Annotated in this window: 16 protein-coding genes; 10 read left to right on the forward strand and 6 right to left on the reverse strand. The window is 70.1% G+C overall.

Features of this window, described 5'->3' with window-relative positions; translation table 11 throughout:
- Positions 1-4: 4 nt before the first annotated feature.
- Positions 5-2596 (reverse strand): AAA family ATPase, encoded by a 2592-nt coding sequence (locus AC6JA9_RS19890; RefSeq protein WP_267696386.1) that lies wholly within the window; start codon positions 2594-2596, stop codon positions 5-7.
- 229 nt (positions 2597-2825) lie between these two features.
- On the opposite strand from AC6JA9_RS19890, the gene AC6JA9_RS19895 reads away from it, so the two are divergent.
- From AC6JA9_RS19895 to AC6JA9_RS19930, 8 genes are all read left to right on the forward strand, one after another.
- Entirely contained in the window at positions 2826-3533 is a 708-nt protein-coding gene (locus AC6JA9_RS19895; RefSeq protein ID WP_223750003.1) for a YIP1 family protein, read from the forward strand.
- Positions 3530-4873, forward strand: a complete 1344-nt coding sequence (locus AC6JA9_RS19900; protein WP_223750002.1) for a TolC family protein — start codon at positions 3530-3532, stop codon at positions 4871-4873. The genes AC6JA9_RS19895 and AC6JA9_RS19900 overlap by 4 nt, the downstream gene beginning before the upstream one ends.
- Positions 4870-6138: an efflux RND transporter periplasmic adaptor subunit gene (locus AC6JA9_RS19905; protein ID WP_497960438.1), complete on the forward strand. Its 1269-nt coding sequence runs from the start codon at positions 4870-4872 to the stop codon at positions 6136-6138. Before AC6JA9_RS19900 ends, AC6JA9_RS19905 begins: the two co-directional genes overlap by 4 nt.
- Positions 6135-6890 (forward strand): ABC transporter ATP-binding protein, encoded by a 756-nt coding sequence (locus AC6JA9_RS19910; RefSeq protein WP_141328993.1) that lies wholly within the window; start codon positions 6135-6137, stop codon positions 6888-6890. The genes AC6JA9_RS19905 and AC6JA9_RS19910 overlap by 4 nt, the downstream gene beginning before the upstream one ends.
- Positions 6887-8125, forward strand: coding sequence for an ABC transporter permease (locus tag AC6JA9_RS19915; RefSeq protein WP_223750000.1), 1239 nt, complete (start codon positions 6887-6889; stop codon positions 8123-8125). Before AC6JA9_RS19910 ends, AC6JA9_RS19915 begins: the two co-directional genes overlap by 4 nt.
- Positions 8126-8129: 4 nt before the next feature.
- Positions 8130-9362, forward strand: coding sequence for an ABC transporter permease (locus AC6JA9_RS19920; protein WP_223749999.1), 1233 nt, complete (start codon positions 8130-8132; stop codon positions 9360-9362).
- Between the two features lie 56 nt (positions 9363-9418).
- Positions 9419-10417 carry a cysteine synthase A gene (locus AC6JA9_RS19925; RefSeq protein ID WP_223749998.1) on the forward strand — a complete coding sequence of 333 codons (999 nt, stop codon included), beginning with the start codon at positions 9419-9421 and terminating at the stop codon, positions 10415-10417.
- 192 nt (positions 10418-10609) lie between these two features.
- On the forward strand, positions 10610-12028 hold the full coding sequence (locus AC6JA9_RS19930) for an RICIN domain-containing protein (RefSeq protein ID WP_497960439.1): 1419 nt from the start codon (positions 10610-10612) through the stop codon (positions 12026-12028).
- Positions 12029-12043: 15 nt separating this feature from the next.
- Here the strand turns inward: AC6JA9_RS19930 and AC6JA9_RS19935 are convergent, their stop codons facing one another.
- Entirely contained in the window at positions 12044-12712 is a 669-nt protein-coding gene (locus tag AC6JA9_RS19935; protein ID WP_223749996.1) for a class I SAM-dependent methyltransferase, read from the reverse strand.
- Between the two features lie 277 nt (positions 12713-12989).
- Between AC6JA9_RS19935 and AC6JA9_RS19940 the strand changes: the two genes are divergently transcribed.
- Together AC6JA9_RS19940 and AC6JA9_RS19945 are read left to right on the forward strand one after the other, a co-directional pair.
- Positions 12990-14303, forward strand: coding sequence for a hypothetical protein (locus tag AC6JA9_RS19940; protein ID WP_408890563.1), 1314 nt, complete (start codon positions 12990-12992; stop codon positions 14301-14303).
- A 7-nt stretch (positions 14304-14310) separates the two neighbouring features.
- Positions 14311-15492: a hypothetical protein gene (locus AC6JA9_RS19945; protein WP_473565623.1), complete on the forward strand. Its 1182-nt coding sequence runs from the start codon at positions 14311-14313 to the stop codon at positions 15490-15492.
- On the opposite strand, the gene AC6JA9_RS19950 is transcribed toward AC6JA9_RS19945, so the two are convergent.
- From AC6JA9_RS19950 to AC6JA9_RS19965, 4 genes are all read right to left on the reverse strand, one after another.
- Complete coding sequence (locus tag AC6JA9_RS19950; protein WP_223784390.1) at positions 15480-17114, reverse strand: sensor histidine kinase; 1635 nt, start codon at positions 17112-17114, stop codon at positions 15480-15482. The two genes, AC6JA9_RS19945 and AC6JA9_RS19950, sit on opposite strands and share 13 nt — an antisense overlap.
- Positions 17083-17778, reverse strand: a complete 696-nt coding sequence (locus AC6JA9_RS19955; RefSeq protein WP_141329011.1) for a response regulator transcription factor — start codon at positions 17776-17778, stop codon at positions 17083-17085. The genes AC6JA9_RS19950 and AC6JA9_RS19955 overlap by 32 nt, the downstream gene beginning before the upstream one ends.
- A gap of 472 nt (positions 17779-18250) precedes the next feature.
- Positions 18251-18955 carry a DNA-binding protein gene (locus AC6JA9_RS19960; protein WP_223749991.1) on the reverse strand — a complete coding sequence of 235 codons (705 nt, stop codon included), beginning with the start codon at positions 18953-18955 and terminating at the stop codon, positions 18251-18253.
- Positions 18956-19098: 143 nt separating this feature from the next.
- Entirely contained in the window at positions 19099-19620 is a 522-nt protein-coding gene (locus tag AC6JA9_RS19965; RefSeq protein ID WP_254042880.1) for a hypothetical protein, read from the reverse strand.
- Positions 19621-19673 lie beyond the last annotated feature (53 nt).

A 19673-nucleotide genomic window follows, 5' to 3' on the forward strand; every position in this document is an offset into this window, starting at 1 on the left:
TGACTCATCGCTCCCGCTGGAACGCGAGCTGTCCGGCGTGGAGCGCGACGCGCACGCGGTCTCCCGCGCCGAACTCACCGGACAGGATGCGCTCGGCCAGCGGACCTTCCACCAGCCGCTGCACCATCTGCCGCATGGGACGCGCGCCGAGCTGCGGGTCGAAGCCGCCCGACTTCAGCAGGTGCCCCACCACGTCGTCGCCCGCCACGTACTCGATGCCGCGCTCGGTCGACAGCCGCTTGCTGCTCTCCTCCAGCAGCAGCGTCGCGATGCGCGCGACCTCCTCCTCCTCCAGCGGACGGAAGGGGAGCCGCTCGTCGATGCGGTTCCACAACTCCGGCGGAAGCGCCCGACGCGCGGCCGACGCCGCGTGCTCCAGCGCGCTCGCCGCGCCCGAGCTCTCCTGCCCGAAGCCCAGCGGACGACCCGTGCGCGAGAACGCCTCCGCGCCCAGGTTGGTCGTCAGCACGATGACGGTGTTCGAGAAGTCGATGTGCCGACCCTTGCCATCCGTCAGCCGCCCCTCCTCCAGGACCTGGAGCAGCAGCAGTTGCACCTCGCGGTGCGCCTTCTCGATTTCGTCCAGCACCACCACGGACGAGGGACGCCGACGCACCGGCTCCGTCAGCTGGCCACCCTCGCCATGGCCCACGTAACCCGCCGGCGAGCCGATGAGGCGCGACACCCCGTGCGCCTCCGACATCTCGCTCATGTCCAGCCGGACCAGCGCGTCGCGGTTGCCGAAGAGCACCTCCGCCAGCCCGCGCGCCATCTCCGTCTTGCCCACGCCCGTGGGGCCCAGGAACAGGAAGCTGCCCATGGGGCGCCGCGACGCGAAGCCCGCGTAGTTGCGACGGATGACCCGCGCGATGCGCGCGATCGCCTCCTCGTGTCCGATGACCCGCTCGCCCAGGTCCTGCTCCAACCGGAGCAGCCGCGCCGAGTCGTTCATGAGCAGCCGCTCCTCCGGAACGCCCGCGAGCTTCGCCACCACCCGCGCCACGTCCGACGGCTCCACCACGTCACGCCCCTCGCGGTGGCACCGGCTCCCCGCCAGGTCCACCACCGAGATGGCCTTGTCCGGCATGAACCGGTCCGTCACGTAGCGGCTCGCCAGCGACGCCGCGGCCTCCAGCGCCTCCGGCCGATAGCGCAGCGCGTGGTGCTCCTCGTACCGGCCGATGATGCCGCGGAGGATCTCCACCGTCTCCGGCACCGACGGCTCGTGCACCACCACCGCCGTGAAGCGCCGCTCGAGCGCCGGGTCCGCGCTGATGAACTTGCGGTACTCGTCGTGCGTCGTCGCGCCGATGCAGGGGAACTCACCCCGCGCCATCGCCGTCTTCAGCTCGTTGGCCGCGTCCTGCGGCCCGTCGCCCGTGGAGCCCGCGCCCACCAGCGTGTGGATTTCGTCGATGAAGACCATCACGCGCCCCTCGGCGCGGCGGACCTCCTCCTTCAACGCGTTGAGCTTCTCGGAGAACGAGCCGCGAAGCTGGGTGCCCGCCACCAGCGAGGCCATGTCCAGCTCCACCACCACCTTCTCCGCCAGCCCGCCACGCAGCCCCAGCAGCCGCTGCGCCACGCCCTCCACCACCGCCGTCTTGCCCACGCCCGCCTCACCCAGGAGGCAGGGGTTGTTCGTGCGGCGCTTGCCGAGGACGTCGATGACCTCCTCGATTTCGCGCGCGCGGCCCACCACCGGGTCCAGCTTCCCCTCACGGGCCGCCTGGCTCAGGTTGCGGCCCAGCGACGTGAGCAGCGGGAACGCCTTGGGGTCCAGAGCCATCGAGGGGCCCTTCGCCACCGCCACGGCCGCCTGGGCGGGACGCGCCGCCGGAGCGGGCGCGGGGGGCGGCGTGGGACGCGCCACGGGCGCTGACGTCGGCGCCGGGGGCGTCACGGTGGGCGTGACGCGCGCGGTCGGAGCGGGAGCCGGAGGCGGCGGAGCGGCAGCGGGGGGCGCGGCCTTCTCCTGCGGCTCCTCGTCCACGTCGATGAGGTCGCGAGGCGACAGCGCGGGCGTCGTCGCGCGCGGGGGGGCGGGGGGAGGAGGCTTCGGCGGCGCGGCCGGCATCGGGCGCGGCAGGCTCACCGCCACCGCGGAGAAGGGCAGGGGAGACGGCGGCGCCCCGAGCGGTCGGCTCTGCACCGGCCGCGAGGTGGTGACGTGCGTGCGCCCTGGCTGCAGCTTGCGCGGCATCCGCCCGCTCACGAAGTAGGAGACCGCCGTGGTGCGCAGCGTCGCCAGATCCAGGCCCGCGTGCATCAGCAGCTCCTGGGCCCCGCAGCGCACCCGCGTCACCGCGATGAGCAGATGGAGGCAGTCCGCCTCCTGGGAACCGCAGCTGACCGCGATTTCACGGGCCTTCTCCCGCAGCTCGCGGACCAGGCCGTCGTGCTCGGCGGGGGCGGCGGTGAGCAGCTGGAGGAGGGCATCCTCGTCCACGCCCCGCTCCTTGAGGAGCAGCTGCGCCCGGTTCTCCACCGTGAACAGCGCCAGGAGCACGTGGGCCGAGGTAAGCTTCTGGGCCACGCTCCGGGCAATGTCGTTGGCTTCTTGGAGGACCTGGGCGAGATCCGTGCTTTCGACCATTCGAGCTCCGGCAGGCGTGCAGCCGAGCGGAATACACCCTCTCGATCCCGACGGCAAAATTTCCGCAACAGGTTGCTACAGGTCTGCGGAATCCTTGAAGTAGAAAGCCGCCCGACCTTCCATGCGGATGGAATTCGGCCGGCTGGCTGCCCGTTCACCGCGGAATTTCGACTGGCCGAGCAATTGCCTGAGGGGGACTGCCGTACTTCCCTCCGAGACCACCCACCTTATGACCTCACTCGTCCAACCCGTGCGCGTCTTCATCGACCCTGTCGAGGGGACGCCCGCCGCCGTCGAAGCCCGCCGTTGGGTCTGGCCCCTCCTCATCCTCGCCCTCTGCGTGTCCGCCTCCGGGACGCTGTTTTCCCTGCGCTGGGACGCGACCCCGGATGTCATCCGTGAGCTCCAGTCCTCCGGGGAGATGGCGACCATCTCCGAGGCGGACCTGAGCGACAAGATCCAGACCGCCTCCCGCAAGGCGCTGGTGGGCGGCATCGCCAAGGGCGTCTTCGTGATGCCGTTCATGGCGCTGCTGCTGGCCGCCATGCTCTGGGTCGTGTCGTGGCTGTTCGACCGGCCCGTCCACTTCGAGAAGCTGATGTCGGTGGCGGCCATCGCGCTGCTGCCCATCGCGCTGTACCACCTCATCCTCACCGGCTGCCTCGCGGCGCAGCACACCGTCTCCGTCTCGCGCGTGCTCCAACTGGTCCCGTCCCACCTGGGCGCGTTCCTGGGGGAGCTGAGCCCGAAGATGGCGCGCGTCGCCTCCACCGTGGACTTCTTCAACCTCTGGAGCACCGCGCTGCTCGGCCTGGGCTTCTCCGCCGCCACCGGCATGCCGCGGACCCGCGCGCTGCTGCTGTCCCTGGCGCTCTACGCGATGTTCGCGGGCGTCATGATGGTGGGCTTGCCCGGCTCGGCGGGAGGTGGCCAATGAACGCCCTCATCGTCGCGACGCTCCTGTCCGCGTCCCCCGCGCCCACGCCCATCACCCTGCAGCAGGCCCGCGAGGAGGGCCGCCAGAGCACCACCGCCCTCACGGCGCTCCAGGACCTGGAGGTCAGCCAGCAGGACGTGAACATCCGCCGCTCCGCGCTCCTGCCCCAGCTCTCCATCAATGGCTTCGTGGGCAAGCGTTGGCTGGGCCGCCGGCAGCAGTTCGACCTGGTGCCGGATGTGAACAACCCCGGCGAGTTCGTGCAGATCTCCGTCGAGTCCAAGCCGACCAGCACGGGCGACTACGACCTGGGCGCCGTCCTGAGCCAGAGCGTCTATGACCGCGCGCTCTGGAAGCAGCTGGAGCAGGCCGGAGTGCTGCGCGACGCGCAGGCGAGCCAGGCCAAGGAGGAGGCGGACACCGCGGAGCTGGAGGCCATCCGCCGCTTCTTCACGCTCTTCCGCACCCAGGCCACCCGCCAGGTGCTGGACGCCACCGTCAAGCGCAGCGAGGAGCAGCTCGAGCGTGCCCGCTCCCTGTTCCTGGCCGGCCGCGTGGGCAAGGTGGAGGAGATCTCCGCCCTGGTGAACCTGGGCAATGATCGCATCTCCTTCGTCCAGTCGCTCAGCCAGCTCGTCACGGACCAGGGCCAGCTCGCGGTGTGGCTGACGCGTCCGGGCACCCAGCCCGTGGAGGCGGTGGACCCGGGCGTGCTCCAGTCGGAGCCCGGCCCCGCGCCCACCATCGAGCAGGCCATCAGCGTGGCCCGCGAGCAGCGCCCGCTGCTCAAGGCGCTCGAGGCGCGGGTGAGCGCGGCGGAGCTGGAGCGCGCCATCGCCCGCGCGGACTACATCCCGAAGCTGTCGGCCCAGGGCCTCTACACCCGCCAGGGCCCGGACGCCGGCCAGGTCTTCACCGAGCCGCGGCTGCAGAACAACGTCATCGCCCGCCTCAACCTGGACTGGAACATCTTCAACGGCTTCATCACCCCCGCGCAGACCAAGCGGGCCGAGGCCAACATCCGCAAGGCCCAGCTGCAGCTGGCGCAGTCCGCGCGGGAGATCGAGGCCGAGGTGCGCACCGCGCACCAGTCGCTGGAGGCGCAGATCGTCGCCGCCCGGCTGGCCGCGGAGAACCGCGAGGCCGCCGTCCAGGGACTCAACCTGGCCGAGGAGCGCTTCAAGGCCGGTGCGGGCTCCACGCTGGAGGTCCGTGACGCGCAGCTCAGCCTCACGCAGGCGGAGCTGAGCTTGTTGGAAAACAGAATCGATGTCGAAATCGCCCGCTTCACCTTGATGCGGGCCATGGGCGCCCTGATGAGCCCGGGAGAGACGAAATGAAGTGGTGGAAGGGTGTGATCGCCGGTGCGCTGTTCCTCGGTGCCGCGGCCATCACGGCGGGAGGCCTGAAGGAGCGTCCCCCGCCGTCCCAGGAGGTGCAGATCGCCAAGGCTCGCAAGGGCACCATCACCCGCACCATCACCGGCGCGGGCAAGGTGCAGGCGGCCACGACGGTGAAGATCTCCTCCAGCCTCTCTGGAGACCTGGTGGAGCTGCTGGTCAAGGATGGCGACGCGGTGAAGAAGGGCCAGGTGCTGGCCCGCATCGACCGGCGCGTCTACGAGGCGGCGCTGAAGCAGGCGATGGCCTCGCAGAACGCGGCGCGCGCCGACGCCCAGGTGGCGGAGGTGGAGGTCAGCCGCACCACGCAGGAGCTCGGACGCGTGGAGGGCCTGGTGACCAAGGGCCTGGCGTCCGGGGCGGAGCTGGACGTCGCCAAGGCGAGCAAGAACACGGCGGAGGCCCGGCTCGCGTCCGCCAAGCAGCTGCTCGCGCGCAACGTCGCCGTCGTGGAGCAGGCGCAGACGGACCTGTCGCGCACGACGATGTTCTCGCCCATCGACGGCAACGTCATCGAGCTGTCGCGCGAGGTGGGTGAGCGCGTGCGTGGCTCGGAGCTGGCCGAGGACGTGGTGATGACCATCGCGGCGCTGTCCGCCATGGAGGTGAAGTTCGAGGTGGGTGAGCACGAGGTGGTGCACCTCAAGCCGGGCCAGCCCGCGGACGTGACGCTGGACGCGCTGGAGGGGCAGACCTTCGCGGGCTCCGTGGTGGAGATCGCCCAGAAGGCGCTCATCAAGAACGAGGGCACGGAGGCCGAGGTGACCAGCTTCCCCGTCACGGTGGCGCTGGACATGCGTCCGCCGGGCGTGCTGCCGGGCATGAGCGCGGAGGCCCGTATCTCCGCGGAGACGCGCAACGACGTCGTCCTGGTGCCCATCCAGGCGGTCACGGTGCGTGCGGAGCGCACGCTGCCCGATTACAAGGAGCCCATCGAGGGTGGCGCGCTCAAGGCGCGGCGCACCGAGTCGCTGGCCAAGGTGGTGTTCGTGGTGGACGCGGCGAACAAGGCGCAGGTGCGGCGGGTGCAGACGGGCATCGCGTCCGACACGGAGCTGGAGATCCTCTCCGGGCTGAACGATGGAGACCGCGTGGTGGAGGGCCCCTACCGCACGCTGTCGAAGGAGCTCAACCACGGGGACAACGTGCAGGAGCCCGAGCAGGGCGGCGGTCCGGGCGGAATGAAGGGCGGGCGGAAGTCGTGAGCCACGGCAGCGGCGCCGGCGATGGCCGGCTCATCCAGGTGGACAACATCACCCGCGTCTTCCACGTCGGTGGCGAGGAGGTGCGGGCGCTGCGAGGCGTCACCTTCGGCGTGGGCCGGGGCGAGTGGGTGGCCATCATCGGTCAGTCCGGCTCCGGCAAGAGCACGATGATGAACGTGCTGGGCTGCCTGGATACGCCCTCCAGCGGCCGCTACATGCTCAACGGCAAGGACGTGTCGCGCATGAGCGACGACGAGCTGGCCGTCATCCGCAACGTGGAGATCGGCTTCATCTTCCAGACGTTCCAGCTGCTGCCAAAGGAGACGGCGCTGGCCAACGTGGAGCTGCCGCTGGTGTACCGCGGCATGCCCGCCAAGGAGCGGCGGGAGCGGGCGAAGGCGGCGCTGGACAAGGTGCAGCTCACGCACCGCATGCACCACCGGCCCAACGAGCTGTCGGGCGGTCAGCGTCAGCGCGTGGCGATTGCCCGCGCGCTGGTGTCCGAGCCGTCCATGCTGCTGGCGGACGAGCCCACGGGCAACCTGGACTCGGCCACGGGCGAGGAGATCGTCCGGCTGTTCGAGCAACTGCACCAGGCCGGCCACACGCTGGTGCTCGTCACGCACGAGCCGAAGCTGGCGGCCCGGTGTCCGAGGGCCATCCGCCTGAGCGACGGTGAGATCGTCGCCGACGGGCCGGGGCGCGAGGTGGCGCTGGGCAACGCCGCGGCGATGGCTGCGGGGGGCGCATGAAGCACTGGGCGGGTTTTCGGGTGGACATCCTGGAGGGCGCGCGCATCGCCCTGTTCTCGCTGCGCGCCAACCGCCTGCGCACCGTGCTGACGACGATGGGCATCGGCATCGGCGTGGCCACGCTGCTGGCCATCGTCGGCATCATCCAGGGGCTCAACACGTCCTTCCACCGGCAGCTCGCGAGCTTCGGGGCGAACACGCTCTACGTGAGCAAGTACCCGATGATCATCAAGGGCGACTGGTGGAAGTACCGCGGGCGCAAGAACTTCACGCTCGACCAGGTGCAGCGGCTGCGCTCCATGGCGCCCTTCATCAGCGCGATGTCGCCGTCGGTGTCGCGGCTGGCGGACGTGTCGTACGCCAGCGAGCAGATGTCCACGGTGCGCATCCAGGGCGTCAACCACGAGTACCTGAGCATCTCCGGGTTCGACATCACCAGCGGGCGCTTCCTCACGGAGGCGGACGAAGAGGTGACGCGGCCGGTGGCGGTGCTGGGCGCGGACGTGGCGGACCGGCTCTTCCCCGGCATCAGCCCGGTGGGGCGCACCATCCGCGTGGACAACCGCTCCTTCCAGGTGGTGGGCACGCTCAGCCGCAAGGGCAAGGTGGTGAACCAGAGCATGGACCTGCTCGTCATCATCCCCTTCAAGACCTTCTACAGCAGCTTCGGCAAGGGGCGCCCGTTCGAGATCGCCATGGCGGTGGCGGACGCGGGCCAGGTGCGCGCGGCCGAGGACCAGCTCATCGGCATCCTCCGGCGCATCCGCGGCACGACGCCGGGTGAGCCGGACGACTTCAACATCAACAAGCCGGAGGCCATGGCGCAGACGTACGCGCAGCTCACGGGCGCGCTGTATGGCGTCGCGGTGGGCGTGGGCCTCATCACGCTGCTGGTGGGCGGCATCGGCATCATGAACATCATGCTGGTGTCGGTGCGCGAGCGGACGCGGGAGATCGGCGTGCGGCGCGCGCTGGGGGCGCGCAAGCGCACCATCGTGGTGCAGTTCCTGATGGAGGCCGCCAGCGTGTCCGCGGTGGGCGGCCTGCTGGGGACGACAGTGGGGCTGGGGACGGCCAAGGTGGTGTCGCTGATAACGCCCCTGGCGGCGGACGTGCAGACGGGCACCATCCTGGGCGGGGTGTTCTTCGCGGCGCTGGTGGGCCTCTTGTTCGGCATCTGGCCGGCGGCGCGCGCGGCGAACCTGGACCCGGTGGAAGCCCTCCGGTACGAGTGAGCCGATGCGAGCCTTCTTCGACAACCTCCGGCTGGCGCTGGGCACGTTCCTGGGCAACCCGCTGCGCTCGCTGCTCACGCTGCTGGGCATCGTCATCGGCGTGGCCACGGTCATCACCATGATGGGGCTCATCGAGGGCCTGCGCACCAAGGTGAACCGCGACCTGGGCCGCCTGGGCGCGCACACCTTCCAGCTCACCAAGTGGCCCGCGGGCGGCTTCGGCCGCTTCAACTGGGCCAAGTTCGCCAAGCGTCCGGACATGACCCTGGAGGACGTGCGCGCCCTGGAGCAGTTCTGTCCGTCGGTGGGGCTGGTGGCGCCCTCGGACGACCAGGGCGGGCAGAAGGTGTCCACGGTGAGCAAGGAGACGCGGCCCGCGGTGCTCATCATGGGCGCGTCCACGACGTACCCGGCGGTGAGCGGGGTGTCCGTGCAGTCCGGCCGCTTCTTCAACGAGGTGGAGGGGCTGGACGGCCGCAACGTCATCATCCTGGGCGTGGACGTGGCGGACGAGCTGTTCCCCGGCATCGACCCGGTGGGCTTCGAGGTCCGCCTGAAGGGCCGGCCGTTCCGGGTGATTGGCGTGCTCCAGCGGCGCGGCAGCTTCCTGGGCATGGTGAGCCTGGACAACCAGGCCATGATCCCGCTGCGCGTGTTCCAGCAGCTCTATGGCAAGGAGCGCTCGCTGGACATCGACATCCAGGCGAAGGACCCCGGCCTGTTCCGCAAGGCGCAGGACGAGGTGGCCACGCTGATGCGCCGCCGGCACAACCTGGCGCCCGACGAGGCCAACGACTTCGAGCTGCACACCAACGAGTCGGTGACGGCGTCGTTCAACCAGCTCTCGCAGGTCATCACCATCGCCGGCGTGGGCGTGTGCCTGTTGTCGCTGGTGGTGGGCGGCATCGGCATCCTGAACATCATGTTGGTGTCGGTGATGGAGCGCACGCGGGAGATTGGCGTGCGCAAGGCGCTGGGCGCGAAGCGGCGGCGCATCCTGGGGCAGTTCGCCACGGAGGCGGTGCTGCTGGCGCTGCTGGGCGGCGCCATGGGGGTGGGCCTGGGCTTCGGCCTGGTGTTCCTGGGCGACTGGATGGTGGGCTTCCCCATGTCCGTGCCGCCGTGGGCCGTGGCCCTGGCGCTGTCGATGAGCTGCGGGGTGGGCCTGTTGTTCGGAATCTACCCGGCCGCCCGCGCCGCGAAGCTGGACCCCGTCGAGGCGATGCGCAACGAGTAGCCGCAAGCGGACCTGGCCGGTTGCCTCCCTCCCCGGACTCCATTAGGGGAGGGGGCATGGCGCCTCGCATCGGCTCGCTGTGGGACTCGGTCGGCAACACCCCGCTGCTTCGCATCGGCTCGCTCAGCCGCGTCACCGGCTGCGACATCCTGGGCAAGGCGGAGTTCATGAACCCGGGCGGCAGCATCAAGGACCGCGCCGCCAAGGGGATGATCCGCCGCGCGGAGGAGCAGGGGCGCTTGAAGCCCGGCGGCACCATCGTCGAGGGCACCGCGGGCAACACGGGCATCGGCCTGGGGCTGCTCGGCCGCGAGCGTGGCTACCGCGTCGTGGTGACGATGCCGGACAACCAGGCGCGCGAGAAGTACGAGTACCTGGAGGCCATGGGCGTGGAGGTCCGCAAGGTGCCGCCCGTGCCCTTCGCCAACCCGGCCCACTTCTTCCACCAGGCCCGCGCGCTGTCGGAGGCGCATGGCTGGTTCTGGGCCAACCAGTTCGAGAACACGGCCAACGGCGACTTCCACTACGAGACGACCGGGCCCGAAATCTGGGAGCAGTGCGAGGGGCACGTGGACGTGCTCGTCGCCTCCGTGGGCAGCGGCGGGACGATGTCCGGCGTCAGTCGCTTCCTCAAGGAGAAGAACCCCGCGCTGCGCGTGGTGCTCGTGGACCCGGCGGGCTCGGGCCTCTACTGCTACGTGCGCGAGGGGAAGCTGGAGTCGTCGGGTTCCTCCATCACCGAGGGCATCGGCATCATGCGACTCACCGCCAACTTCCAGGCCGCTCGCGTGGACGAGGCGATGCGGCTGGGCGACGGCGAGATGCTCGACATGCTCTACCACCTGGCCCGCGAGGACGCGCTGGTGGTGGGCACCTCCGCGGCGCTCAACGTGCGCGCCGCGTATGAAATCGCGCGGCAGCACGCGGGGAAGGGCCTGCGCATCGTCACCTTCCTGTGTGATCACGGCAGCCGCTACGCGTCCAAGGTCTTCAACGCGGAGTTCCTCGCGTCCAAGCAGCTCCAGGTGAAGCCGCTCCCCACCGACGCCCGCTGACGCCCGCCGTGCAGTCCCCGCCGAAAATACGGACGCCCCCGCAAGAGGCTCCAGGCCCTCGCCAAACGTCCGACAGGACTGGATAGTCTTTCTTTGATTTCTGGAAAAACCGTTGTTGCGGGTTTGTGGCGGCGCTACAGGTGCGCGACCCATCCGTCCCGCGTCGGGGCGGGGGCTCACGAGGGAGTCCGCATGTCGCGCACGGGATTCACATCCAGGGCCTTGGTCCTCGAAGCGGTGTTGGCGGTGGTGCTGATGGCGTGTTCGGGGCCGCCGGACGAGGCGGCGCCGAGGGACGCATCGCTGGAGCGACGGGAGGACGCGGCGCTCGCGACGCGCGTGGTCGGCTACTTCCCGACGTGGGCGGGGGACGTCAACGCGATTCCCTACGAGCGGCTCACGCACATCAACTACGCGTTCGTGGTGCCCACGGCGTGGGGTGGGCTGACGGGCCCTGGGGCGACGGATGCGCGGCTGCGCTCGCTCGTCACCGCGGCGCACGCGCGTGGCGTGAAGGTGCTCATCGCGGTGGGCGGGTGGAACAACGGCGACGACAGCGCCTTCGAGCAGCTCGCGGCGAGCGCGGGCACGCGGACCACGTTCGTCAACACGCTGGTGAGCTACGTCACCACGGCGGGTCTGGATGGGGTGGACATCGACTGGGAGTACCCGGACCCGGGCGCGTCCGCGCAGAACTTCGCGGCGCTCATCCGTGAGCTCGGCGTGGCGATGCGCGCTCGCGGCAAGCTGCTCACCGCGGCGGTGGTGGCCAACGGCTACTACGGTGACGGCGTCCCCGCGTCGACGTTCACCGACTTCGACTTCCTCAACATCATGGCGTACGACGGCGGCCAGCCGCATTCGACGTACGACTACGCGGTGCAGTCGCTGAACTACTGGAAGGGGCGGGGGCTGCCCGCGTCCAAGGCGGTGCTGGGCGTGCCGTTCTACGGGCGCTCGCCGTCGTCGTATGTCGGCTACGCGGACCTGGTCGCTCGCGACGCGCAGGCGCCGTACAAGGACAACGTGGGCGACGTCTTCTACAACGGCATTGCCACCATCCAGGCGAAGACGCGGCTGGCGTTGCAGCAGGGCGGCGGGGTGATGATCTGGGAGCTGAGCCAGGACACGCGCAACGACACGTCGCTGCTGCTCGCCATCTACAACGCGGCGCAAGGCAGCCCGACGCAGCGCTACCGCATCGTCAACAAGAGCACCAGGCGGTGCCTGGACATCGACGGGCCCAGCACGGCGGACGGCGCCACCATCCACCAGTGGGATTGCCATACCGGCGCGAGCCAGATCTGGGTGGTGGAGCCCACCGACAGCGGCTACTCGCGCTTCGTCTCCCTGCACAGCGGCAAGGCGCTGGACGTGCGGGACGTGAGCACCGCGGACGGCGCGGGAATCCAGCAGTGGGGTTATGGCGGCGGCGCCAACCAGCAGTTCCGCGCGGTGGCGACGTCCGGCGGCTACGTCCGCATCGAGGCGCGGCACAGCGGCAAGGTGCTCGACGTGACGAACTGTGGCTCGAGCACCAACGGCACCGTGCTGCAGCAGTGGACCTGGTCCAACAACGACTGCCAGCAGTTCCGACTGGAGCCGAGGTAGCGCACGTCCGCGCGCTCAGTGCGGTGCGGAGAATCGCCCGGGCTCCTGGGTCGAGGGGCCCGGGTGTGTCTTGCGGAACACGTAGTAGTCCGCGTGGCGCGTCCACTCGGGGCGGCCCTCGGAGCGTGACGCGCGAGGCCCCCGCGTGGCCTGCCGGGGGACCAGGTACGTGTCGAGTTCCTGGTCGCTGAAGGTGAACTTGCCGCGCAGCTCCTTCACCACCGCGACGAGCGCCAGGTTCTCCTCGGCCGCGGCGTCGGCCGCGTCGCCGTGGTGGTCGTTCGTCACCAGCAGCCCGCCCACCTTGAGGTACTTCCCGCACGCGCGGGCGATGCCTCCGGCGTAGAGCGAGAGCACCAGGTCGAAGCTCTCGTCCAGGATGGGGATGGGCTGCGTGAAGTCCTGCGCGACGAAGCGCACGTAGGCCTTCTGCGCGTACTGCTGCCGCGAGCTGATCTTGCGCAGCACGCCGTCCTTGTTCGCGAAGAAGCCCTGCGCCAGATCGTTGCGGTCCACGTAGACCACGTGCTGGAAGAAGAACGACGGGGTGATGTGCACGAAGCACCCCGGGTACAGCACCGTGTCCACCGCCACGTAACGCTCGCGGAGCACCTCGAAGAGGCCCGCGCGCTCGAGCTGATGATCGACCACGAAGCCCTGGTAGATCTCCTCGACTCTCTCCATTTCCTGGATTTGAGCCCCTTCCTGGGGCGGCTGACAACTTTGTGACAGCGACGGGCGCGGTGCGCGCGACGGGCGCGGAAAGTCACAGTCGGGGCGGCCGGTGTGGTCCGAGAGGACTCCGTCGCGAGGTGTGCTCAGCCGCGTTCGGCGCGTGCGGGTCGACGCGCACTCACCTCCGTGCCTGTGACGAGGGCTTGCACGAAATCCGCACGAACATTCCTCGGGAAGCGCACGGGTGCGCCATCCGCGTTGCACCGCGCGGGACGAGTCTGGGCGCATGAATCCTCCTGCCTTCCCGCCTCGTGCTCCGAGGACGTCCGATGGCCCCATCCGCGGGGCGTTCCGGTGGCTCGTCGCGCACCACGTCTTCGGCAGTCTCTTCATCGTCGTCTTCGCCACCGCGGTGATTGCCGGTCAGGTGGCGGGGCGGACGGACTTCGCGAACTCGGAGCTGGCGGCCGGGGTGGAGGACCGGTGGGGCGCGCCCGTGGTGCAGCCCGCGCCATCGCTGCGCTACGTGCACAGCGGCACCATCTTCACGGAGCTCAAGCCGTTGGCGTTCGACCGTCAGCACGTGGAGGTGCTGGCGAAGATGAACTACCGCAAGCGAGGCCTGCGCTACTTCTCCGGCTTCGACTTCAACCTGGGCGCGGAGTACGCGGTGGTCAACCGCGAGGGCCACGACATCGACGTGGCGTTCATCTTCCCCATGGAGATGGACAAGTCTCAGGTGCTCCTGTCGGAGCTCCAGTTCCTGGTGGACGGCAAGGAAGCCAGCCTGGACCTGGGCGAGTCCGGCAACCGGCTCGTGTGGACGGGCCGTATCGCCAAGGGGGCCACGGCCCGCTTCGTCATCCGCTACCGCGCGCGAGGGCTCGACTCGTTCATCTACAAGCTGGATCCGGCGCTCTCCGCGCGCGACGTGCGCGTGCACCTGGCCGTCGAGGGCGGGGACAACTACGACTATCCGGCGGGCGTGCTGTCCGCGTCGTCCGTGCAGGCGGGCAGCGACACCGTCACGCTGGACTGGGCGTTCCAGTCGCTGGAGTCCGGCGTCAACCTGGGCGTCATCCTCCCGTCGGAGAAGACGTTCGACTCGATGGTGTCGCGCATGGCGGGGCGCGCGTGGGTGCCGTTCCTGGTGCTGGTGGCGCTGCTCGCGGCGCTGGGGCTGCGGCACAAGCGGCAGCTCGCGCTGCATGAGTCGTATCTGCTCGCCGCCGTGTACGGCTTCTTCTTCGTGCTGCTCGCGTACCTGGCGGCCTTCATGAACTTCTATGTGGCCTATGCGGTGAGCGCGCTGGGCCTGGGCGCGGCGGTGGTGGCGTATGCCCGGTGGCTGTTCCCGAAGGAGCGCACGTCGCTGCTCGCGGGGCTGTGGGCCGCGACGCTGCTGGTGCCCACCGGCGCCGTCATCCTGGAGGGCTACACGGGCCTCATCTACACGCTGGAGATCCTCGCCGGCCTGCTCGGGCTGATGGTGCTCTCCACCCGCGCGAGCGTGCGCGCGTTCCTGTCGGACCTGTCCCAGCCCGGCGCGGCTCCGAGCGCGGCCCCCGTGTCCACTCCTGTCACCCCGGAAGCGAGCTGAGCCCATCATGCGGACCTTTTCCCTCGTCGTCGGAATCCTGCTGCTCGCTCCCGAGGCCCTGGGCGCGCCCGAGTCCACTCCGGCTCCCGCCGGCACCGCCACCGTGCCGCTGGAGCAGCTCATCCCGCTGTATTCGCAGCGACAGACACCACCTCCCGCGCCCCCCACCGAGGCGCTGGTGAAGACCGAGCTGAGCGGACGGTTGTCCGCGGATGCGCTGCAAGTGGAGGCGAGCTTCGAGGTGGAGGTGCTCGCGGATGGACGCTGGACGCAGGTGCGCTTGCTGCAACTCGACGCGGACACGTACCCCACGGCCCTGCCCACGCTGGAGGGCGCCACGGTGGGCGTGGTGGATGGCTTCCTGTGTCTGCTCACGCGCAAGGCGGGGCGTCAGAGCTTCGACGTGAGCCTCACCGTGCGCTCGTCGGGCACGGGGCCGGAGCGTCGCGCGCAGCTTCGCTTTGGCTCTCATGCCTCGCCGGTGCCGCTGGAGCTGGAGGCGGACACGTCCGTCTTCACGCTGCTGGAATCGCTGTCGTCCTCGGGTGAGGGCTACGTGCTCTATCCGGTGCAGGGCGCGCTGCGGGTCGGCTGGAAGGCGGCGTCCCAGGTTGCGCAGGCAACGAAGCCGCAGGTGCGTCCTCCGCTGGAGCCGCGCATCCCCGAGGCCACCGCGACGTGGGTGTCCACGCTGGAAGGCCGCGCCACGCTGCGCGTCGGCTACACGTTGAGCCTGGACCGTGAGCAGGCGCTGGAGCTGAGCATCCCGGAAGGGCACGCATTGGAGCGCGTCACGCTCAACGCCATCCCCGTGCCCGTGGAGGCGGTGACGGATGGGGTGCTGCGGCTGAAGGTGGCGCCCGCGCGACTGGGCGAGACGTCGGGTGCGCTCGAGGTGGTGATGACGCGGGAGCTGGGCGTGTTCCACCTGTCCGGTCGGTTGAAGCTGGCGCTGCCGCGCGTCTCGTGGCCGGTGGCGGAGCTGCGGGCCCGCGCGCACTTCCCCGCGGTGTTCAACTATCGCCGAGAGGGCGGCAGCCTGGAGCAGTTCGAGGCGGCCGAGGGCACGAGCCAGGGCGCGACGTTGCCGGGCAAGGTGCTGCACTTCCGTCAATACCTGGTGGCCGCGTCCTCGCCCACGCTTGAGCTGGGCTACTCGGTGGACATCTCCAACAGCTACTTCCGCTGATGCACGGCGACGGCGAAGGCGGAGCCCTTCGTCTCCGGGCTCGCGGGCAGGAGTTCCAGGGTGGAGCCGAACGCGCGCAGCATGGACTGGGAGATGGTGAGACCCAGGCCCGTGCCTCCGCGCTCGCGCGCCGTGGTGAAGAAGGCGTCGAAGATGCGGGCGCGGTTCGACTCGGAGATGCCTCTCCCGTCGTCCCGCACCACGACGCGCACGACGCCGTCCGCCTGCGTCTCCACGGCGAGCGACACGCGCACGTCCTCGCCGCCGTGCTGGCGGGCGTTGGTGACGAGCTGCCAGAGCACGTCCTCCATCACCTCGGAGGGCAGGGCCACGGTGAGGCCCTCGGGAACGGGGCCCACGTCCACGCGCTCCAGTCCCTCCGCGTGGGCCCTCGCGGTGACGGCCTTGAGCAGCGGGGCCAGCTCCACCTGGGCGGGCGTGGCGGTGATGGAGTCGGCGCGGGCCAGCTCCAGCAGGCGTTGCACCAGCCGCGTGAGCCGGCGCGCGTCGGCGTCGATGTTGGAGAGGAAGCGCGTGCGCTGCTCGGGTGTCATCGCGTCCGCGCTGTCGCGCAACAGCTCCACCGCGCCCTGGATGGAGGCCAGTGGCGTCTTGAACTCGTGCGAGACGTTGGCCGCGAAGGAGCGGATGTACTGGTTGCGGTCCCTGAGCGCGGTGGCCATGCCGGCGAGCGACTCGGACAGCTCGGCCAGCTCCGCGACGACGGGACGGGCCAAAGGCTCGTAGCCCTCCGGTGCGCTGGCGGCGATGGCGCGCGTCTGCTTCACCAGGGCCCGCACCGGGCGGCCCAGCAGCGCGGCGGCGGCCAGCGACATCAACCCGAGCGCGCCGAGCAGCACCAGGCCCGTGGCCGTCAGGTTCCAGCGGTCCGCGTACGTGGCCTTGGCGAAGGTCATCGGCGTGCGCGCCAGCACCACCACGCCCCAGACGCGCTCGCCTTGAAGGACGGGCAGCGCCACCGAGACGCGGATGCCGGTGTCTCGACTGAGCGAGGCCAGGGGTGTGTCCTCGGCCTCGGAGTGACGACGGCGCAGCACGCTCGCGGGCTCTCCTCGCAGGGCCTGCTGCACCTCGGGTCGGTCGGCCAGCGTCGTGCCCAGCACGGCCGGGCTGCTGCTGGCCACCACCACGCCGCTGGTGTCGACCACGCGGATGCCCGCGAGCGTGGCGGCACGCACGTTCTCCAGGAGCGGGTTGAGCTTCAGGCCCGTCTCCAGGGCCCACGGCTCGCCGGGCACGAGCGCGCGCGGCGGCTCCTCGTCCGCGGGGAGCGGCTCGTCCGAGGCCTTGAGCGAGGGGAGGATGGGCCGCAGCCGCTTGTCATCGGGGATGGGGAAGGGCCACTTCGCCGTGCGAGCCCGTCCATAGTCGCCCTCGCCGACGCGCTCTGCCAGCGTGGCGCGATAGAGCTCCACCACCACCGCGCCCTGCGTGAGCAGCTCCATCTCCGTCTGGCGGATGAGCTGGTTGTCGTAGACGCGCACGAAGGCGAGCCCACCCAGCGTGAGCACGAAGCCGGCGAGCCCCACGGCCGCGAAGACCATCCACAGCCGGGGCTGGGGGCGGCGGCTACGGGATGGCGAGCCGATAGCCGAGGCCATGCACCGTCTCGATGACTTCGCCGCCGACGCCGGCGAACTTCTGCCGCACCCGACGCACGTGGCTGTCGATGGTCCGGTCACTCACCACGCCGTCGTCGTAGACGCGCGTCATGACCTCGTCCCGGGTGAAGACCTTGCCCGGCACGCGCAACAGCGCCGCGAGCAGGTGGAACTCCGTCACGGTGAGCACCACCTCGTGCTCGCCCCACCAGGCACGGAAGCGCTCCTCGTCCAGCTTCAAGGGGCCGCGCATCAACGGCTTCGACGCCGCGGAGGCCGGGTTCTCGGGCGCGGGCCGCGCGCGGCGCAGCACCGCCTTCACGCGCGCCACCAGCTCACGCGGGCTGAAGGGCTTGGTGAGGTAGTCGTCGCCGCCCAGCTCCAGGCCGAGGATGCGGTCCACCTCGTCGTCCCGCGAGGAGAGGAAGACGATGGGCAGTTCGTGCGTGCGCCGCACCTCGCGGCACACCGTGAGCCCGTCCATCTCCGGCATCATGATGTCCAGGACGATGAGCGCGGGGGGCGAGCGCTGGACGTGGGCCAGCGCCGCTCGCCCCTCCGCGGCCTCCTCCACGCGGAAGCCGCCTTGCTCCAGCGCGAAACGGACGATGTCCCGCAGGTGCGGATCATCATCGACGACCAGGACGGTGGGACGTTCAGCCACGCGGCACTCGGGTTGGGGAGGGCGTGGAGTCTACCTCCGACACGCCCGGACCTGGGCGTACAGTCACCTTTCCATTTTTTATTCGGGTCGGACGCAACCCGGTGCGGGCAGGACCGATAACCCCAAGGAATGCGGTCGTCTGGCTTCGGGGGAAGTCAGCGCCACCTGATTGACGGAAGGACGAGCGACCTCGGGGGAGGGGCTCGTCCGGTTCGAGCCGGGGCGGCTGCCTGCGCCCCGGCTCAGCCTGTCAGTGGGCTTCGCGAACCTTCAGTCGCCGCGAGCGCCGTCGCGGGCGACGGATGGCCACCGCCGCCGCGAGCATCAACACCACCGGAACGAACACCAACAACGTTTGAGCCGTCACCGTCTCCCTCCTCCATGCACTATGGCGGAGGGGTCTGACGTTCCTTCTCCGGAAAACCTGAAATACCCCGGACTCCCGGTGTCAGGAGAGGTGTGACGCTCCGGCTCAGGGGATGCTCAGGTCGGCGGGTTCCCGGGGGGCGACCTCGTAGGTCGTCTCGTACTGGGCGGCGAGCCCCACGACGGTGATGCTCTGGCCGAGGGGCAGGGCTCGCAGCGTGTCCGGGTTGAAGCCGGCGGAGGCGTGGACGAACACCTGGACCTCTCCGGACCCATCGTCGATGTAGAGCTTGTACCCGTAGGGCGAGTCATCCTCGAAGGTCTTGGTCACGGCGCCGGTGACGCGGATGAGCTGGCCTTCGACGGGCTCCTTGACGGAGCCGGTGCCGATGTTCTTCGGGGTGGGTGTCTGGGTTCCACTTCGCGTCGACACGTCCGCGGGCACGGCCTTCAGGATGCGGAGCTGGTTCTGCTCGTCGAGCGTCCCGGTGACGCGAACGCGGGCGCCCACGGCGAGCGACAGCTTCTCCTCCAGCTTGACGTAGACGCCGCCGGTGTCGTCCTGCACCGCGAAGCCCTGATCTCCGAGCGCTGAGCTGAAGGCGCCAGGCGGGACGGTGACGTGGCCTTCGACGGTGACGGCCTCGCCGGTGGCGCGTCCGCGCGCCTCGCCGATGGGCGTCGCGGGTGAGGGGTCGTCCGAGTCGTCACACGCCGGAGCGACGAGGGCGAGAAGCGCGAGCAGCACCCAGCTCTTCGCGCGGAACACGGAGCGCGAGCTGGTACGGAGCCTTCCAGGGGAATCGAGCATCCCACCTGTCTAGAGCCTTCCGTGCCTCGCATTCAATCCGGGGAGCGCGTGCGCGGTGGCTCGTCGACACCTCGCGGAGGACTGGAGGTACAGCGGGGCAGGGGCTCCGAGGAGCAGCCCTGCCCGGAGGACGTGGCGCGGGACTACCACCGCTCGATGGAGGTGATGGTCAGCGCGAACGGGGGGCCGGAGAAGCTGGAGTTGTTGGTGCAGGGCCGCTCGGCGATGTCACCCAGGTTGGCCGAGTAGAAGCCGTAGGTGGAGCCGTTGCCCTTCTCGTAGAACACGCTGCCGCCGGGCAGGGTGACCTTCCAGACGAAGTTGAAGCTGTCGTACCACTTGGGGGACGTGCGGTGGGAGATGAAGCTGCGCACCGTCACCGTCCAGGTCCACGGCGCGGAGGCGGGCGCGGCGACCGTCTGCGTGTTGTCCCAGTCGAACGCGACCCAGTTGTCCAGCCCGCCCCAGCCGTGGATGAGCTCCACCGACGTGCCCCACGGCAGCGAGAGGTTCCGGTACGACATCCGGATCTCCGCCTCGTAGGAGCTGGCGTACAGACAGGAGTGGAGCGACGCGCGGCCATCCGCCCAGTGCTCGATGGCGAAGGACGACGAGGACGCGAGGAACAGCGCGAGGGCGCAGAGCTTTCGGACAGCCGAGGTCATGAAGAGACTCCCTGGTGATTGGTTCGGCGCGCGTCTCTATCACGAGGGTGGGT

It is taken from the genome of Myxococcus sp. MH1 (assembly GCF_059738865.1).

Coding starts and splice junctions, on each gene's coding strand:
- AC6JA9_RS19890 (WP_267696386.1), bottom strand. CDS start 2,596: ATGGTCGAAAGCACGGATCTCGCCCAGGTCCTCCAAGAAGCCAACGAC.
- AC6JA9_RS19920 (WP_223749999.1), top strand. CDS start 8,130: ATGCGAGCCTTCTTCGACAACCTCCGGCTGGCGCTGGGCACGTTCCTG.
- AC6JA9_RS19935 (WP_223749996.1), bottom strand. CDS start 12,712: ATGGAGAGAGTCGAGGAGATCTACCAGGGCTTCGTGGTCGATCATCAG.
- AC6JA9_RS19905 (WP_497960438.1), top strand. CDS start 4,870: ATGAAGTGGTGGAAGGGTGTGATCGCCGGTGCGCTGTTCCTCGGTGCC.
- AC6JA9_RS19895 (WP_223750003.1), top strand. CDS start 2,826: ATGACCTCACTCGTCCAACCCGTGCGCGTCTTCATCGACCCTGTCGAG.
- AC6JA9_RS19965 (WP_254042880.1), bottom strand. CDS start 19,620: ATGACCTCGGCTGTCCGAAAGCTCTGCGCCCTCGCGCTGTTCCTCGCG.
- AC6JA9_RS19900 (WP_223750002.1), top strand. CDS start 3,530: ATGAACGCCCTCATCGTCGCGACGCTCCTGTCCGCGTCCCCCGCGCCC.
- AC6JA9_RS19960 (WP_223749991.1), bottom strand. CDS start 18,955: ATGCTCGATTCCCCTGGAAGGCTCCGTACCAGCTCGCGCTCCGTGTTC.
- AC6JA9_RS19915 (WP_223750000.1), top strand. CDS start 6,887: ATGAAGCACTGGGCGGGTTTTCGGGTGGACATCCTGGAGGGCGCGCGC.
- AC6JA9_RS19940 (WP_408890563.1), top strand. CDS start 12,990: ATGAATCCTCCTGCCTTCCCGCCTCGTGCTCCGAGGACGTCCGATGGC.
- AC6JA9_RS19945 (WP_473565623.1), top strand. CDS start 14,311: ATGCGGACCTTTTCCCTCGTCGTCGGAATCCTGCTGCTCGCTCCCGAG.
- AC6JA9_RS19950 (WP_223784390.1), bottom strand. CDS start 17,114: ATGGCCTCGGCTATCGGCTCGCCATCCCGTAGCCGCCGCCCCCAGCCC.
- AC6JA9_RS19930 (WP_497960439.1), top strand. CDS start 10,610: ATGTCGCGCACGGGATTCACATCCAGGGCCTTGGTCCTCGAAGCGGTG.
- AC6JA9_RS19925 (WP_223749998.1), top strand. CDS start 9,419: ATGGCGCCTCGCATCGGCTCGCTGTGGGACTCGGTCGGCAACACCCCG.